The organism is Achromobacter sp. GD03932 (assembly GCF_029839485.1).
Taxonomy (GTDB): Bacteria; Pseudomonadota; Gammaproteobacteria; order Burkholderiales; family Burkholderiaceae_B; genus Achromobacter; species Achromobacter bronchisepticus_A.
Genome location: NZ_JAOCAT010000009.1, coordinates 187606 through 201706, shown reverse-complemented (window position 1 = coordinate 201706; position 14101 = coordinate 187606). Strand labels below are relative to the sequence as shown.

General features: G+C 64.3%; 15 protein-coding genes. 12 read left to right on the top strand and 3 right to left on the bottom strand.

What is annotated here, in order from left to right:
• Positions 1-8: 8 nt before the first annotated feature.
• Genes N5C88_RS11310 through N5C88_RS11300 form a run of 3 tightly spaced genes read left to right on the top strand, consistent with a single transcriptional unit; the run spans position 9 to position 2570 of the window.
• On the top strand, positions 9-983 hold the full coding sequence (locus N5C88_RS11310) for a diacylglycerol kinase family protein (RefSeq protein ID WP_059374979.1): 975 nt from the start codon (positions 9-11) through the stop codon (positions 981-983).
• A complete protein-coding gene (locus N5C88_RS11305) occupies positions 980-1765 on the top strand; it encodes a metallophosphoesterase family protein (RefSeq protein ID WP_059374977.1) in 786 nt (261 codons plus the stop codon). Before N5C88_RS11310 ends, N5C88_RS11305 begins: the two co-directional genes overlap by 4 nt.
• Positions 1766-1802: 37 nt before the next feature.
• Positions 1803-2570 carry a phosphatase PAP2 family protein gene (locus tag N5C88_RS11300; RefSeq protein ID WP_280015330.1) on the top strand — a complete coding sequence of 256 codons (768 nt, stop codon included), beginning with the start codon at positions 1803-1805 and terminating at the stop codon, positions 2568-2570.
• Here N5C88_RS11300 and N5C88_RS11295 read toward each other — a convergent pair.
• From N5C88_RS11295 to N5C88_RS11285, 3 genes are read right to left on the bottom strand one after another with little or no spacing between them, the layout of a single operon-like run.
• Entirely contained in the window at positions 2541-2978 is a 438-nt protein-coding gene (locus N5C88_RS11295; RefSeq protein ID WP_280015329.1) for an NAD(P)-binding domain-containing protein, read from the bottom strand. The two genes, N5C88_RS11300 and N5C88_RS11295, sit on opposite strands and share 30 nt — an antisense overlap.
• Positions 2975-3418 carry a PaaI family thioesterase gene (locus tag N5C88_RS11290; protein WP_059374970.1) on the bottom strand — a complete coding sequence of 148 codons (444 nt, stop codon included), beginning with the start codon at positions 3416-3418 and terminating at the stop codon, positions 2975-2977. The genes N5C88_RS11295 and N5C88_RS11290 overlap by 4 nt, the downstream gene beginning before the upstream one ends.
• The gene (locus N5C88_RS11285; RefSeq protein ID WP_059374967.1) at positions 3415-4029 is read right to left on the bottom strand and encodes a TetR/AcrR family transcriptional regulator; all 615 of its coding nucleotides are present in this window, start codon (positions 4027-4029) and stop codon (positions 3415-3417) included. Before N5C88_RS11285 ends, N5C88_RS11290 begins: the two co-directional genes overlap by 4 nt.
• A gap of 479 nt (positions 4030-4508) precedes the next feature.
• On the opposite strand from N5C88_RS11285, the gene N5C88_RS11280 reads away from it, so the two are divergent.
• The 9 genes from N5C88_RS11280 (at position 4509) to nuoH (ending at position 14084) form a co-directional block, all read left to right on the top strand.
• A complete protein-coding gene (locus N5C88_RS11280) occupies positions 4509-5633 on the top strand; it encodes a porin (RefSeq protein WP_280015328.1) in 1125 nt (374 codons plus the stop codon).
• A 291-nt stretch (positions 5634-5924) separates the two neighbouring features.
• Entirely contained in the window at positions 5925-6284 is a 360-nt protein-coding gene (locus tag N5C88_RS11275) for an NADH-quinone oxidoreductase subunit A (protein ID WP_006217959.1), read from the top strand.
• 39 nt (positions 6285-6323) lie between these two features.
• Positions 6324-6800 (top strand): NADH-quinone oxidoreductase subunit B, encoded by a 477-nt coding sequence (locus N5C88_RS11270; RefSeq protein ID WP_006217960.1) that lies wholly within the window; start codon positions 6324-6326, stop codon positions 6798-6800.
• 75 nt (positions 6801-6875) lie between these two features.
• A complete protein-coding gene (locus N5C88_RS11265) occupies positions 6876-7502 on the top strand; it encodes an NADH-quinone oxidoreductase subunit C (protein WP_059374964.1) in 627 nt (208 codons plus the stop codon).
• Between the two features lie 3 nt (positions 7503-7505).
• On the top strand, positions 7506-8762 hold the full coding sequence (locus N5C88_RS11260) for an NADH-quinone oxidoreductase subunit D (RefSeq protein WP_059374957.1): 1257 nt from the start codon (positions 7506-7508) through the stop codon (positions 8760-8762).
• A gap of 47 nt (positions 8763-8809) precedes the next feature.
• Positions 8810-9304, top strand: a complete 495-nt coding sequence (gene nuoE, locus N5C88_RS11255) for an NADH-quinone oxidoreductase subunit NuoE (protein ID WP_059374951.1) — start codon at positions 8810-8812, stop codon at positions 9302-9304.
• The gene (gene nuoF / locus N5C88_RS11250) at positions 9301-10668 is read left to right on the top strand and encodes an NADH-quinone oxidoreductase subunit NuoF (protein ID WP_059374946.1); all 1368 of its coding nucleotides are present in this window, start codon (positions 9301-9303) and stop codon (positions 10666-10668) included. Before nuoE ends, nuoF begins: the two co-directional genes overlap by 4 nt.
• 15 nt (positions 10669-10683) lie before the next feature.
• Positions 10684-13011, top strand: coding sequence for an NADH-quinone oxidoreductase subunit NuoG (gene nuoG / locus N5C88_RS11245; RefSeq protein ID WP_280015327.1), 2328 nt, complete (start codon positions 10684-10686; stop codon positions 13009-13011).
• Positions 13011-14084 carry an NADH-quinone oxidoreductase subunit NuoH gene (gene nuoH / locus N5C88_RS11240; protein WP_059374944.1) on the top strand — a complete coding sequence of 358 codons (1074 nt, stop codon included), beginning with the start codon at positions 13011-13013 and terminating at the stop codon, positions 14082-14084. The genes nuoG and nuoH overlap by 1 nt, the downstream gene beginning before the upstream one ends.
• Positions 14085-14101 lie beyond the last annotated feature (17 nt).

Here is a 14101-nt window from a genome sequence, read left to right as displayed (position 1 = left end):
TTTGACGCATGACGTCAACCCAGCAGAAACCGGCAACAGAGGCCCATTCCCTGACGGGACAAGAACCCCTCTTCATCGTCCTCAATACCGGATCGGGACGCGGCGACGCGCAGATCCTCCAAGACACGATCCGCCGCATACTCGACGAGGCCGGGCGCCGCTATGAACTGATGCCCGTGCAGGACCCGTCGCGCCTGACCGCCACGGCCGAGGCTGCGGTCACGCGCGCGCAGGAACAGCAGGGCGTGGTCATCGCGGCGGGCGGCGACGGCACGCTCAATGCGGTCGCGGGCGTCGTGCTTGGCAAAGGCGTGCCGTTCGGCATCCTGCCCCAGGGCACCTTCAATTACTTCGGGCGCAGCTACGGCATCTCGCAAGATACCGAGGTGGCCCTGCGCGGCTTCCTGCAAGGCCAGCCCAGGCCGGTGCAGGTCGGCATGCTCAATGGCAGGCTGTTCCTGGTCAATGCCAGCCTGGGCCTGTATCCGCAATTGCTCGAGGACCGCGAAGCCTATAAACAGAAGTACGGCCGCAGCCGGCTGGTGGCGCTGTGGTCCGGCCTGGTCACGCTACTGCGCGCGCCGCGCCAGTTGAGCCTGCTGCTGGACCATGGCGGCCAGGCCCGCAACCTGCGCTCGCCCACGCTGGTGGTGGGCAACAACAAGCTCCAGCTGGAGCACATCGGCATCGAATCCGCGGAGCTGGACCAGAACCGCCTGATCGCCATGGCGGCGCGGCCGGTCGGCACCCTGGCGCTCTATGGCTTGCTGCTGCGCGGCTTGTTCAGCCGCCTGGGCGAAGCCGAGCATGTGGTGAGTTTCGCCTTCGACCGCCTGACGGTGGCCGTGCGCGGGCGCCGCCGGGTCAAGGTGGCGATGGATGGCGAAATCTCCTGGATGGATACGCCGCTGGAGTTCAAAGTGGCCGACGAACGGCTGCCGCTGGTGGTGCCGGCGGACTCGCAATATTTGGACCGTTCATGACCCGTATCCTGCATTTTTCCGATACCCACTTCGGCACGGAACGCAAACCCGTGGTCGAAGCCGCGCTGGACCTGGCCTGCAATCTCGCGCCCGACCTGGTGGTGCTCAGCGGCGACATCACACAGCGCGCGCGGCGCGGCCAGTTCGCCGCCGCCCGCAAATTCATTGAACGCCTGTCGCTGCCGGTGTTGACGGTGCCGGGCAATCACGATATTCCGCTGTTCAACGTGTTCGCGCGCGCGCTCAATCCTTACGGCAACTACAAGCGGGCTTTGGGCCCGGTGCTGGAGCCCGTGTTTGAAAACGCCGGCCTGCTCGCCATCGGCGTCAACACGACACGCCCGCGCCGCCGCAAGGATGGCGAGATATCCGGCGCGCAGATCGCGCGGGTCGCCGAGAGGCTGCGCCAGGCCAGGCCAGGGCAGTTGCGCATCGTGGTGGCGCACCATCCCGTGCGCGCCAAGGTCGAGTCGGACCTGTCCAACCTGTTGAACGGCCGCGAGAGGGCCCTCGAAGCCTGGGCGCAGGCCGGCGTGGACCTGATCCTGGGGGGGCATATCCATCTGCCCTATGTGCTGCCCGTGAACCCGGCGGCTCCTTCCGGCGGCTGGGTCGTCCAGGCCGGAACCACCTGCTCGCGCCGCGTGCGCGGCAACGTGCCCAATTCGGTCAATGTCATTACCCGCGAGGGGCAGGGCGATTGCCGGATCGAGCGTTGGGACTACGCCGCAGGGGCGCATGCGTTTGCACCGGTGGACAAGACCCTGGTCGCGTTGTATTGAGACAGAGCGGGAATTTCTTGGTGACGGGTTCTTATTTATGACGGATGCCTATGCGGCATGGGCCGCGGCCCATGCCTTGCAGCTGTTTGTCGCGCTGCCCTTGCTGGCCGCGGCGGCTGCGCTGACCTTGGCGTGGTGCTGGCCGCGCCTGTCCGGCGGCGGCCGCGTTGCGCTATTCGCGCTGGGGACGTCCGCGGCGCTTGTCGTGTTCCTGGTCCTGGCCTACGCCATCGAGCGCGAGGGCGCGGTGGTCGCGTTCGACCGGGCGCTGGCTGGCGCGCTGGGCATGTCCATGTCGACGCCGCTGCTGTGGCTGCTGTCTTGGTTCACGTATCTGGGCGACAGGAATTTCCTGACCGGGGTGGCCGTGCTGATGACCCTGTTCTTGCTGTCTCGCCGGCAATGGGGGCTGGCCGTCGTATGCGCCGTTGCGACCGGCGTCGGCGGGGCGCTCAACTGGCTGCTCAAGCACGCCTTCGAGCGCGTCCGGCCGGACCATGACCATGGCTACGCCAGCGTGGCGGGGTGGAGCTTCCCCAGCGGCCATTCCTCGGCCGCGATGGCGGTGTACGGCATGGCCTGCTACCTGCTTTGGCGTCTGGCGCCTCCGGCATGGCGCTTGCCGGGCACCGCGTTGCTGGCGGCGCTCATCATGGCGATCGGACTCAGCCGCATCCTGCTGCAGGTCCATTTCGTCAGCGACGTGCTGGCGGGCTTCGCGATCAGCCTGGCTTGGCTGGCGCTGTGCGTGGCGGTGGCGCAGCGCTTGCAGCCGTCATGCTCCGAGCGCCAGCGCGTTCAGTAAGCGCGCCTCGGTAACCGGGGCGTCGGCCGCCGCGGCCAGGGGCGCGCAGGTGTAGCGGCCGCCCGCCGCGACGATGGCCTGGTCCAGGCTGTGCGCGCGTTCGCCGCAGGGTGGCTCCAGGTCCACGATCAGCTTGCCTGCCACCGGCGCGGTCACGTTGCCGTCGCTGAAGCGCTCCAGCGTGCGGTCGATCTCGCGTTCGCGCGGCAGGGCCAGCACGATGGTGTCGGATTCTTCCAGCGCTTCCCGCGCGGAGGTGGCCAGCGTAGCGCTGCCGCGGAAGTCCTCGCAACGCCCCGGCTCGATGTCGTAGAGAGTCAGCGCGATGTCCGGCTCGGCCGCGAGGAGGCGTTGCGCGGCCTGGGTGCCGGTCTTGCCCATGCCGACGATGCTCACGCGCATGCTCATGGCTTGGGCACGGACCACGTGCTCACGATATGGGCGAGGGGCTCGTCCGAACCCTCGCCGGTCAGGATGACTTCCCCGGCGGACAGCCGGCCCACTTTCAACAGCCGGGCGTCGGCATAGATGGCGCCCGCGGGGCTCTTGCGCAGGAAATTGATCGTCAGGCTCGCGGTCACCGCGTGCGCCTGTCCGGTGGCGCCCACCACCGCGGCGTACATGGTCAGGTCGGCCAGGCCCATCAGCATGGGGCCGGCGACGATGCCGCCCAGCCGCTGGTGGGCGTCGCGCGCCGGAAGCACCGCACGCGCCGTGCCGCGGCCGATGCGTATCACGTCTATGCCCAACAGCAGGGAAAACGGATGCTGGTCGGCCAGCAATATATGGAAGTCGGCCAGGCTGATCAGCGGGGCGTCGGCCGGGGTGTCCAGGTCGGTTGCGGTCATCGTTGCTCCAGGGCGAGGCAGTAGTTGTCCAGCAGCGTTTCCGCTTGCTGGCCCAGGGATTTCAGGCGCCGGGTGTGCAGCAGCAGCAGCAACCCCATCAAATAGGTGAAGAGATTCATCTGTTCAACCGCGACGGTCGCGGCCTCCCAGGACTTGGTCCGGGCCAGCGCCACGCCCAGCAGGTCTACGCACTGCCGCAGGCGGGCGTTGAGCCGTTCGTCCATTTCCCGGCCCAGGCCGCGCGGCCCCAGCCCCTGGAACAGGTACATGCCCAGCGAGAAGTCGGTCCGCCGTTCGGCGTAGTAGCCAAAGAACGCATGGATCGCGGTGCGCGCCGCCGTCGGGGCCGGGCCGTCGGAGGCCGCCTCGGCCAGATGGGCATGCAGGCGTTCCAGCGATTCTTCCAGCAGCGCGCCATAAATGCTCTCCTTGCCGGCGAACCAGGGGTAGATGGCGCCAGTGGTGCAGCCGGCCTCCTTGGCGATCGCGCGGATCGTGGTCTGCTCCAGGCCGTCGCGCTCGAACACGCGCTGCGCGGCGTCCAGAACCAGTTGACGGCGCAGCGCGTTCAGCCGTTCGGAACGGTCGGCGCGGGAAGGGGGCGTAGGCATATGGCTGAATGGAGGAGTCGACGACTCGATAATATCGGCGATTTTTATAAATAACAACGTTATTGATAGTGGACGGATCGGCGCATTCCTGCTGCGGGGGCCTTATGGCGAAGGTGCGATCCCGATGGCTGGTTGGAGGCCGCGGCGACGCGGAAACAGGGCTCGGAAGGGGACTGTATTTGATGGCGGGGATGGTATCCGGGGCGTCCGGATAATTAGGGGCAGGGCTGAAAGTCGCATGAATAGGTGCTTGGCCTAAAAACTAAGGGTAAGCCCTAGCGTGTCCGGCCAGGCTTCGCTGAGATGTTGCAATATCCCAACAAGCCTGTCGTAAACCTGCACTTTTCTGGCGCCGACCATAGCCAGCCCCCCTGATTTTTGATGCAATAGCGTCAACTTCCCTTCGCGGAGTTAGGGGGGCGGCAGGCTGGTTTGCTGGATTGCTGCTCTTGTCACTCAAATCAACGGAGATTTCTTAAATGAAAAAGACTCTGCTCGCTGCCGCCCTGCTCGCCGGTTTTGCCGGTGTCGCCCAGGCAGAAACGTCTGTCACCCTGTACGGTATCATCGACACGGGTATCGGCTACAACAAGATCAGCGGCGCCAAGGATGACGCCCTGAACGGCAGCCGTTTCGGCATGATCAACGGCGTCCAAAACGGTTCGCGCTGGGGTCTGCGTGGTTCGGAAGATCTGGGTGACGGCCTGCGTGCTGTTTTCCAACTGGAATCGGGCTTTGATTCGGGTAACGGCAAGTCGGCCCAAGGTGGCCGTCTGTTCGGTCGTCAAGCCACCATCGGTCTGGCCAGCGACAGCTGGGGTCAACTGGACTTCGGTCGCCAAACCAACATCGCGTCGAAGTACTTCGGCTCGATCGACCCGTTCGGCGCTGGCTTCGGTCAGGCTAACATCGGTGCCGCCTTCAGTGCTGCCAACACGCAACGCTACGACAACATGGTCATGTATCAGACCCCGTCGTTCAGCGGCTTCCAGTTCGGCCTGGGTTACTCGTTCAACGCCGACGACAACAATGGCGCTCAAACCGGCTGGCGCACCGCCGACAACACCCGCGCGATCACGACCGGTCTGCGCTATGTCAACGGTCCTCTGAACGTCGCTTTCTCGTACGATCAGCTGAATGCTTCGAACAAGCTGGCCCAAGGCCAAGTTGACGCCACCCCGCGCATGTACGCCCTGGGCGCGTCGTATGACTTCGAAGTCGTGAAGCTGGCTTTGGCCTACGCTCGCACGACCGACGGCTGGTTTGCTGGTCAAGGCCTGAACAGCACCCAAGGCAACATCGGCTTCAACTCGAACATCTTCGCTGATGGCTTCAAGGCCAACTCGTACATGGTCGGCCTGTCCGCCCCGATCGGCGGCGCAAGCAAGCTGTTCGGTTCGTGGCAGATGGTTGACCCGAGCAACGACCGCCTGGATCGTGGCTCGCGCAACGACGAGACGATGAACATCTTCTCGCTGGGCTACACCTACGACCTGTCCAAGCGCACCAACCTGTACGCTTACGGTTCGTACGCCAAGAACTACGCCTTCGTGGAAGACATCAAGTCGACCGCCGTCGGCGTCGGTATCCGTCACCGCTTCTAATCCAAAGCAGGGCGCAAGTCCTGCCTGGATTTAAAGAGCGCGAACGGGCTTCGGCCCGTTCGTATGAAACCACCCTTCGGGGTGGTTTTTTTCGTTTTCGCGCCTGTGTTTTTGCGTGTGTTTGTGCGTGCATCGGCAGGCTGCTGTATGCTTGCGCACCGGTGCTGAAAGCAGCCATTGTTCCATTTGAGGAATGCTGTCTTTCGCCTGCTGTTCGAGCTACAGAGTTCAGCCAGAAGTAACCGCGCGAATGCTACAATCCTAAGGTTTGCGCATTTGACGGACGCCTGAATGAACCTGCAACAGTATTTTCCCGTCCTGCTGTTTATCGTAGTGGCCACCCTTATCGGGTTCGCGCTTCTAACGGCCGGCTCCCTCCTTGGCCCGCGGCGTCCCTACGCCGAGAAGCTCTCGCCGTACGAATGCGGTTTCGAGGCCTTCGAAGACGCTCGCATGAAGTTTGACGTGCGCTACTACCTGGTGGCGATCCTGTTCATTCTTTTCGACCTGGAAATCGCCTTTCTGTTCCCGTGGGCCATCGCCCAGGGCACGGTCGGCCTCGTCGGTTTCTGGACGGTCATGGTTTTCCTGGCCGTGCTGACGGTCGGCTTCATCTACGAATGGAAAAAGGGCGCGCTGGACTGGGAATAACCCGCCGGGTTTTTCCACAGCACGCTATCAGAGACGAATATGGCTATAGACGGCATTCTCAAGCAAGGGTTCATCACAACCAGCGCGGACAAGTTCCTTAATTGGGCAAAGACCGGCTCCATGTGGCCCATGACCTTCGGTCTGGCCTGTTGCGCGGTTGAGATGATGCACGCGGGCGCGGCCCGCTACGACCTGGACCAATTCGGCATCATCTTTCGTCCCAGCCCGCGCCAGTCCGATCTGATGATCGTGGCCGGCACGCTGTGCAACAAGATGGCGCCGGCGCTGCGCAAGGTCTACGACCAGATGCCCGAGCCGCGTTGGGTGGTTTCCATGGGCTCCTGTGCCAACGGCGGCGGTTACTACCACTACTCGTATTCGGTGGTCCGTGGCTGCGATCGCATCGTACCGGTAGACGTCTACGTGCCGGGCTGCCCGCCCACGGCCGAGGCGCTGGTCTACGGCTTGCTGCAAATGCAGAACAAGATCCGTCTGACCAACACGATTGCGCGCTGAGCATCGCCGCGCCAGGCAGCAGTCCTTGCAGCCGGCCCCGCGAAACCAGCGTATCGGTTCACCTAAGCGTACAAGATGATGACCAGGCTCGAAACCCTGAAAAACAATTTGCAGACCACCCTCGGCGCGGATATCGCGCTGACCGAGGCGTTGGGCGAGCTGACGCTCGAAGTGCCCGCGCAGCAGTGGTTCTCCGTCTGCAACAAGCTGCGCACCGAAGTCGGCCTGCGCTTTGAAACCTGTATCGACCTCTGCGGCGTCGACTACCTGACCTGGGGCAACGGCACGCGCCAACTGCCCGAGGAAACCAACGCCAAGGTCCACCGCTCGCGTTTCGCCGTGGTCGCGCACCTGCTCTCGATCGAGAACAACTGGCGCCTGCGCGTGCGTACCTGGGCCGAAGACGACGAATTCCCGATGGTCGCGTCGTTGATGGAATGCTGGCCTGCCGTGGGCTGGTTCGAACGCGAAGCCTTCGACCTGTACGGCATCGTCTTCGAAGGCCACCCGGACCTGCGCCGCATCCTCACCGACTATGGCTTCATCGGCCATCCCTTCCGCAAGGACTTCCCGCTGTCCGGCACCGTCGAAATGCGCTACGACCCGGAACAACGGCGCGTCATTTACCAGCCGGTCACGATCGATCCGCGCGAAGTCACGCCGCGCGTGGTCCGCGAAGACTCCTACGGCTTGGGGCGTTAAATCATGGCAGAAATCAAGAACTACACGCTCAACTTCGGCCCTCAGCACCCGGCCGCGCACGGTGTGCTGCGCCTGGTGCTCGAACTCGACGGCGAAGTGATCCAGCGCGCCGACCCGCACATCGGCCTGCTGCACCGCGCCACTGAAAAGCTGGCCGAACACAAGACCTACATCCAGGCGCTGCCCTACATGGACCGCCTGGACTACGTGTCCATGATGTGCAACGAGCACGCCTACGTCATGGCCATCGAAAAGCTGCTGGGCGTGGAAGCCCCGCTGCGCGCGCAGTACATCCGCGTGATGTTCGACGAGATCACCCGTCTGCTGAACCACCTGATGTCGCTGGGTTCGCACGCGCTGGACGTGGGCGCCATGGCGGTGTTCCTGTATGCCTTCCGTGAGCGCGAAGACCTGATGGACTGCTATGAAGCGGTCTCGGGCGCGCGCATGCACGCGGCCTACTATCGTCCTGGCGGCGTCTACCGCGACCTGCCGGACTCGATGCCGCAATACGGCGACACCAGCAAGTACCGCGGCGACAAGGAAGTGCGCGTCATGAACGACGCGCGTTCGGGTTCGCTGCTGGATTTCATCGAAGACTTCACCAACCGCTTCCCGGCTTGCGTCGACGAGTACGAAACGCTGCTGACCGACAACCGCATCTGGAAGCAGCGTCTGGTGGGCATCGGCGTGGTCGATCCCGAACGCGCCAAGGCGCTGGGCTTCACCGGCCCGATGCTGCGCGGTTCGGGCGTGGCCTGGGACCTGCGCAAGATGCAGCCCTACGAAGTCTACGATCTGCTCGATTTCGACATCCCCGTGGGTGTCAACGGCGACTGCTATGACCGCTACCTGGTCCGTATCGCCGAAATGCGTGAGAGCAACCGCATCATCCGCCAGTGCGTGGAATGGCTGCGCAACAACCCGGGCCCGGTCATGATCGAGAACCACAAGATCGCCCCGCCCAAGCGCACCGCCATGAAAACCAACATGGAAGAGCTGATCCATCACTTCAAGCTCTTCACTGAAGGTTTCCACGTGCCTCCCGGTGAAGCGTACGCCTCGGTGGAACACCCCAAGGGCGAATTCGGCATCTACGCGGTGTCCGACGGCGCCAACAAGCCTTACCGCCTGAAGATTCGGGCCCCCGGCTTTGTCCACCTGCAATCGCTGGATGAAATGTCGCGCGGTCACATGATTGCCGACGCCGTCACCATCATTGGCACGCAGGACATCGTTTTTGGCGAGATCGATCGCTGATCCGCCCAGACAGTCACGAGCACGCCCGCATAACCCGGATTCAAACTATGCTGCTTTCCGAACAGGCCTACCAGAAAATCGACCGAGAACTCGCGAAGTTCCCGGGCGACCAGCGGCAGTCCGCCATCATGGCCTCGCTTGCCATCGCGCAAGAAGAGAAGGGCTGGTTGGCTACCGAAATCATTGAAGATGTGGCCAACTACATTGGCGTTCCGCCCATCGCGGTCCAGGAAGTCGCCACCTTCTACAACATGTTCGACGTCAAGCCCGTCGGCAAGAACAAGATCGCCGTCTGCACGAACCTGCCCTGTGCCTTGCGCGACGGCGAACGCGCCGGCGACTACCTGAAGCGCAAGCTGGGCGTCGACTACCGCGGCACCACTCCCGACGGCCAGTTCACGCTGGTGGAAGGCGAGTGCATGGGCGCTTGCGGCGATTCGCCCGTGCTCATCGTGAACAACAAGCATATGTGCGTGCGCATGACCGAAGAGAAGCTGGACGCGCTGGTCGCGGCCCTCAAGGCGCAAGGAGAGTCGGCATGAACGCGCCCGACCTGTACAAGCAGTTCGCGCAGGGGCTGGACCCCAACCCGCTGAACGATGTTTCCAATTCGATGTGCCTGCATGGCCGACACATCCAGCCGCAGATCCTGGCTGACGTCGATGGCGCCAACTGGCGCCTGGCCGACTACGTCAAACGCGGCGGCTACGAAGCCCTGAAGAAGATCCTGACCACCGGCATGAAGCCGGAAGACGTGATCGCCGAGGTCAAGGCCTCCGGCCTGCGCGGCCGTGGCGGCGCGGGCTTCCCGACCGGCCTGAAGTGGAGCTTCATGCCGCGCGCCTTCCCGGGCCAGAAGTACCTGGTCTGCAACTCCGACGAAGGCGAGCCCGGCACGTTCAAGGACCGCGACATCCTGCGCTTCAATCCGCACATCGTGATTGAAGGCATGGCGATCGCGGCCTACGCCATGGGCATCAGCGTCGGCTACAACTACATCCACGGCGAAATCTTCGAAGTCTACGAGCGCTTCGAAGAAGCGCTGGAAGAGGCGCGCGCCGCCGGCTTCCTGGGCGACAAGATCCTGGGTTCGGATTTCAGCTTCCAGCTGCACGCGTTCCATGGCTATGGCGCCTACATCTGCGGCGAAGAAACCGCGCTGCTGGAGTCGCTGGAAGGCAAGAAGGGCCAACCGCGCTTCAAGCCGCCGTTCCCGGCCAGCTTCGGCCTGTACGGCAAGCCCACCACCATCAACAACACCGAAACGTTCGCGGCGGTGCCCTGGATCATCCGCAACGGCGGCCAGGCCTACCTCGAAGTCGGCAAGCCGAACAACGGCGGCACCAAGCTGTTCTCGATCACCGGCGACGTCGAACGTCCCGGCAACTACGAGATCCCGCTGGGCACCCCGTTCTCGAAGCTGCTGGAACTGGCGGGCGGCATGCGCGGCGGCAAGAAGCTGAAGGCCGTGATCCCCGGCGGTTCGAGCGCTCCTGTGCTGCCGGCCGACATCATCATGGAATGCACGATGGACTATGACTCCATCGCCAAGGCCGGCTCGATGCTGGGCTCGGGCGCTGTGATCGTCATGGACGAAACCCGCTGCATGGTGAAGTCGCTCTTGCGCCTGTCGTACTTCTATTTCGAGGAAAGCTGCGGCCAGTGCACGCCGTGCCGCGAAGGCACCGGCTGGCTCTACCGCATGGTGCATCGCATCGAAAACGGTCACGGCCGTCCGGAAGATCTGGACTTGCTGGACAACGTGGCGGGCAACATCATGGGCCGCACCATCTGCGCCCTGGGTGACGCCGCCGCCATGCCCGTCCGTGGCTTCCTCAAGCATTTTCGCGACGAATTCGCGCACCACATCGAGCACAAGTCTTGTGTGGTCCCGCAATATCTGTAGGTCTCAGGAACAGCAATGGTTGAACTAACCGTCGACGGCAACAAGGTCGAAGTGCCCGAAGGCAGCATGGTCATGCATGCCGCTCAGAAAGTCGGGCTTTACGTGCCGCATTTCTGCTACCACAAGAAACTGTCCATCGCGGCCAACTGCCGCATGTGCCTGGTTGAAGTGGAAAAAGCGCCCAAGGCGCTGCCCGCCTGCGCCACGCCCGTGACCAACGGCATGGTCGTCCACACCTGCTCCGAGAAGGCTATCGCCGCTCAGAAGTCGGTGATGGAATTCTTGCTCATCAATCACCCGCTCGACTGCCCGATCTGCGATCAGGGCGGCGAATGCCAGCTGCAGGACCTGGCGGTGGGCTACGGCGGCTCTTCCTCGCGTTACCAGGAAGAAAAGCGCGTGGTGTTCCACAAGGACCTGGGTCCGCTGGTTTCCGCCGAGGAAATGAGCCGCTGCATCCACTGCACCCGCTGCGTGCGCTTCGGCCAGGAAATCGCCGGCGTCATGGAACTGGGCATGCTGGGCCGCGGCGAACACTCCGAGATCACGACCTTCGTCGGCCGTTCGATCGAATCGGAACTCTCGGGCAACATGATCGACATCTGTCCGGTGGGCGCGCTGACCTCCAAGCCCTTCCGCTACAGCGCGCGCACCTGGGAACTGGCTCGCCGCCGTTCGGTCAGCCCGCACGACAGCCTGGGCGCCAACCTGGTGGTCCAGGTCAAGGGCGACCGCGTCATGCGCGTGGTGCCGTTCGAAGACGAAGCCGTCAACGAATGCTGGATCAGCGACCGCGACCGCTTCTCGTACGAAGGCCTGAACAGCGAAGACCGCCTGTCGGCTCCGATGATCAAGGGCACCGACGGCAAGTGGCAGGAAGCCTCCTGGAGCGACGCGCTTGCCGCCGTGGCCCAGGGCCTGTCCCGCGTGCGCGACAGCTTCGGCGCCGGCCAGATCGGCGCCCTGGCGTCCGAATACGCCACCACCGAGGAATACGCGCTGCTGGGCCGCCTGGTCCGTTCGCTGGGTTCCGATAACATCGACTTCCGCCTGCGCCAGACCGATGCCGCCTTCGACGCCGCCCTGACCGGCGCGCCGTGGCTGGGCATGCCCATCGCCGAGCTCGACAACCTGGACCGCGTCCTGGTGGTCGGTTCGTTCCTGCGCAAGGATCATCCGCTCATGGCGCAGCGCCTGCGCCAAGCCGCCAAGCGCGGCACGCAGATCCTGATGGTCGACAGCGCAGCCGACGATCCCCTGATGCCCGTGGCCGCCCGCATTACCGTGGCCCCGTCCGAGCTGGCGCGCGCGCTGGCCGAAGTGGCCGTCGCGCTGGCCCAGGCCAAGGAACAGGCCGTGCCGGCCGAGTTCGCCTCGGTCGCGCCCAGCGAAAACGCCAAGCTCATCGCCGCCAGCCTGGCTTCCGGCGCCAATACCGCCGTGCTGATGGGCAACCTGGCCGTGGCCAGCGCCCAGGCCTCGACCCTGGCCGCCAACGGCCGCGCCGTGGCTGAACTGGCCGGCGGCAAGTTCGGTTTCCTGACCTCCGGCGGCAACACCGTCGGCGGTTACCTGGCAGGCGCCATTCCTGGCAAGGGCGGCAAGAACGCCGCCGCCATGCTGGCCGAGCCGCTGAAGGCCTACGTGGTCCTGCACGCCGAGCCGCTGCTGGATGCCGACAATGGCCAGCAAGCCATCGCCGCGCTGCGCGGCGCGCAGTTCGCCGTGGCCCTGACGCCTTATCGTTCGGCTGCCGCCGAATGGGCCGACGTCATGCTGCCGGTGTCGCCGTTCACCGAAACCTCGGGTACGTTCGTCAACGCCCAAGGCCTGGCTCAGAGCTTCAAGGGCACGGTCACGCCGTTCGGCCAGACCCGTCCGGGCTGGAAGGTCCTGCGCGTGCTGGGCAACGTCCTGCACCTGGCCGGCTTTGACGACGAAACCTCCGAGTCCGTGCGCGACGCCGTGCTGGCGGGCGGCATCGAAGGCCGCCTGTCCAACGAGATCAAGGCCCCGCTGGGCCTGGGCCAGGCCGCCAGCGGCCTGGAACGCGTCGCCGACGTGCCGATCTACCGCACCGACGCCATGGTCCGCCGCTCGGAGCCGCTGCAAGCGGCCCCGGCCTCCAAGAAGCCGGCTGCCGCCATGAACGGCCGCACGCTCACCAGCCTGGGCCTGACGGCTGGCGTCAAGGTGCGCGTGTCGAACGGGCAGGGCGCCGTCGAACTCGAAACCGTGCAGGACGATGCCGTGGCGGACCGCGCCGTGCGCATCTCGGCAGCCTTTGAAAACACCGCAGCCCTGGGTGGCGCATTCGGTCAAATCAGCGTGGAGCGTGCCTGATGGAATGGCTTAATGTTCTTGAGAGCCAGGGTACGGCATTGCTGGGCCCGACGGTCTGGATGGTCCTCTGGACCCTCATCAAGATTGTGGTCATCGCCGTGCCCATCATCCTGTGCGTGGCGTACCTGACCTACTGGGAACGCAAGATGATCGGCGCCATGCACGTGCGCATGGGCCCGAACCGCGTTGGCTTCAAGGGGCTGCTGCAGCCGTTCGCCGACGTGTTCAAGCTGCTGACCAAGGAAGTGGTGGTTCCGTCGCAGGCCAACAAGGTGCTGTTCATCGTGGCCCCGGTGGTCACGCTGATGCCGGCCCTGGCCGCCTGGGCGGTGGTGCCGTTCGGTCCCGACGTGGTCCTGGCCAACGTCAACGCCGGCCTGCTGTACATCATGGCCATCACGTCCGTGGGCGTGTACGGCGTGATCGTGGCGGGTTGGGCGTCCAACTCCAAGTACGCCTTCCTGGGCGCGCTGCGCGCTTCCGCGCAGATGCTGTCCTACGAACTGGCCATCGGCTTCGTGCTGGTGACGGTGCTGCTGGTGTCCGGCAGCCTGAACATGTCCGAGATCGTGCATGTGCAGAACCGCGGCTGGTTTGCCGACAAGGGCCTGACGTTCCTGTCCTGGAACTGGCTGCCGCTCTTGCCGCTGTTCGTGATCTACGTGATTTCGGCCGTGGCTGAAACCAACCGCCACCCGTTCGACGTGGTCGAAGGCGAATCGGAAATCGTGGCCGGCCACATGGTCGAATACTCGGGCATGGCGTTCGCGCTGTTCTTCCTGGGCGAATACGCCAACATGATCCTGCTGTCCTGCATGGCCTCGATCATGTTCCTGGGCGGCTGGGCTTCCCCGATCGACATCGCGCCGCTGACCTGGATTCCGGGTTGGATCTGGCTGGGTCTCAAGACGTTCGTCGTGGTCTCGTTGTTCGTGTGGTTCCGCGCGTCGTTCCCGCGCTACCGCTATGACCAGATCATGCGCTTGGGTTGGAAAATCTTCATCCCGCTGACCGGCGTTTGGCTGGTCGTGGTGGCGATCTGGATGCAGACGCCCTGGAACATTTGGCGCTAAGCCGCCAGGCAGAGGCA

Bases quoted from the DNA above. Each gene is read 5' to 3' on its own strand.
- nuoF (WP_059374946.1), top strand. From the start codon at position 9,301: ATGAACGCGCCCGACCTGTACAAGCAGTTCGCGCAGGGGCTGGACCCC.
- N5C88_RS11260 (WP_059374957.1), top strand. From the start codon at position 7,506: ATGGCAGAAATCAAGAACTACACGCTCAACTTCGGCCCTCAGCACCCG.
- nuoH (WP_059374944.1), top strand. From the start codon at position 13,011: ATGGAATGGCTTAATGTTCTTGAGAGCCAGGGTACGGCATTGCTGGGC.
- N5C88_RS11290 (WP_059374970.1), bottom strand. From the start codon at position 3,418: ATGACCGCAACCGACCTGGACACCCCGGCCGACGCCCCGCTGATCAGC.
- nuoE (WP_059374951.1), top strand. From the start codon at position 8,810: ATGCTGCTTTCCGAACAGGCCTACCAGAAAATCGACCGAGAACTCGCG.
- N5C88_RS11295 (WP_280015329.1), bottom strand. From the start codon at position 2,978: ATGAGCATGCGCGTGAGCATCGTCGGCATGGGCAAGACCGGCACCCAG.
- N5C88_RS11275 (WP_006217959.1), top strand. From the start codon at position 5,925: ATGAACCTGCAACAGTATTTTCCCGTCCTGCTGTTTATCGTAGTGGCC.
- N5C88_RS11265 (WP_059374964.1), top strand. From the start codon at position 6,876: ATGATGACCAGGCTCGAAACCCTGAAAAACAATTTGCAGACCACCCTC.
- N5C88_RS11305 (WP_059374977.1), top strand. From the start codon at position 980: ATGACCCGTATCCTGCATTTTTCCGATACCCACTTCGGCACGGAACGC.
- N5C88_RS11300 (WP_280015330.1), top strand. From the start codon at position 1,803: ATGACGGATGCCTATGCGGCATGGGCCGCGGCCCATGCCTTGCAGCTG.
- N5C88_RS11280 (WP_280015328.1), top strand. From the start codon at position 4,509: ATGAAAAAGACTCTGCTCGCTGCCGCCCTGCTCGCCGGTTTTGCCGGT.
- N5C88_RS11285 (WP_059374967.1), bottom strand. From the start codon at position 4,029: ATGCCTACGCCCCCTTCCCGCGCCGACCGTTCCGAACGGCTGAACGCG.
- N5C88_RS11270 (WP_006217960.1), top strand. From the start codon at position 6,324: ATGGCTATAGACGGCATTCTCAAGCAAGGGTTCATCACAACCAGCGCG.
- N5C88_RS11310 (WP_059374979.1), top strand. From the start codon at position 9: ATGACGTCAACCCAGCAGAAACCGGCAACAGAGGCCCATTCCCTGACG.
- nuoG (WP_280015327.1), top strand. From the start codon at position 10,684: ATGGTTGAACTAACCGTCGACGGCAACAAGGTCGAAGTGCCCGAAGGC.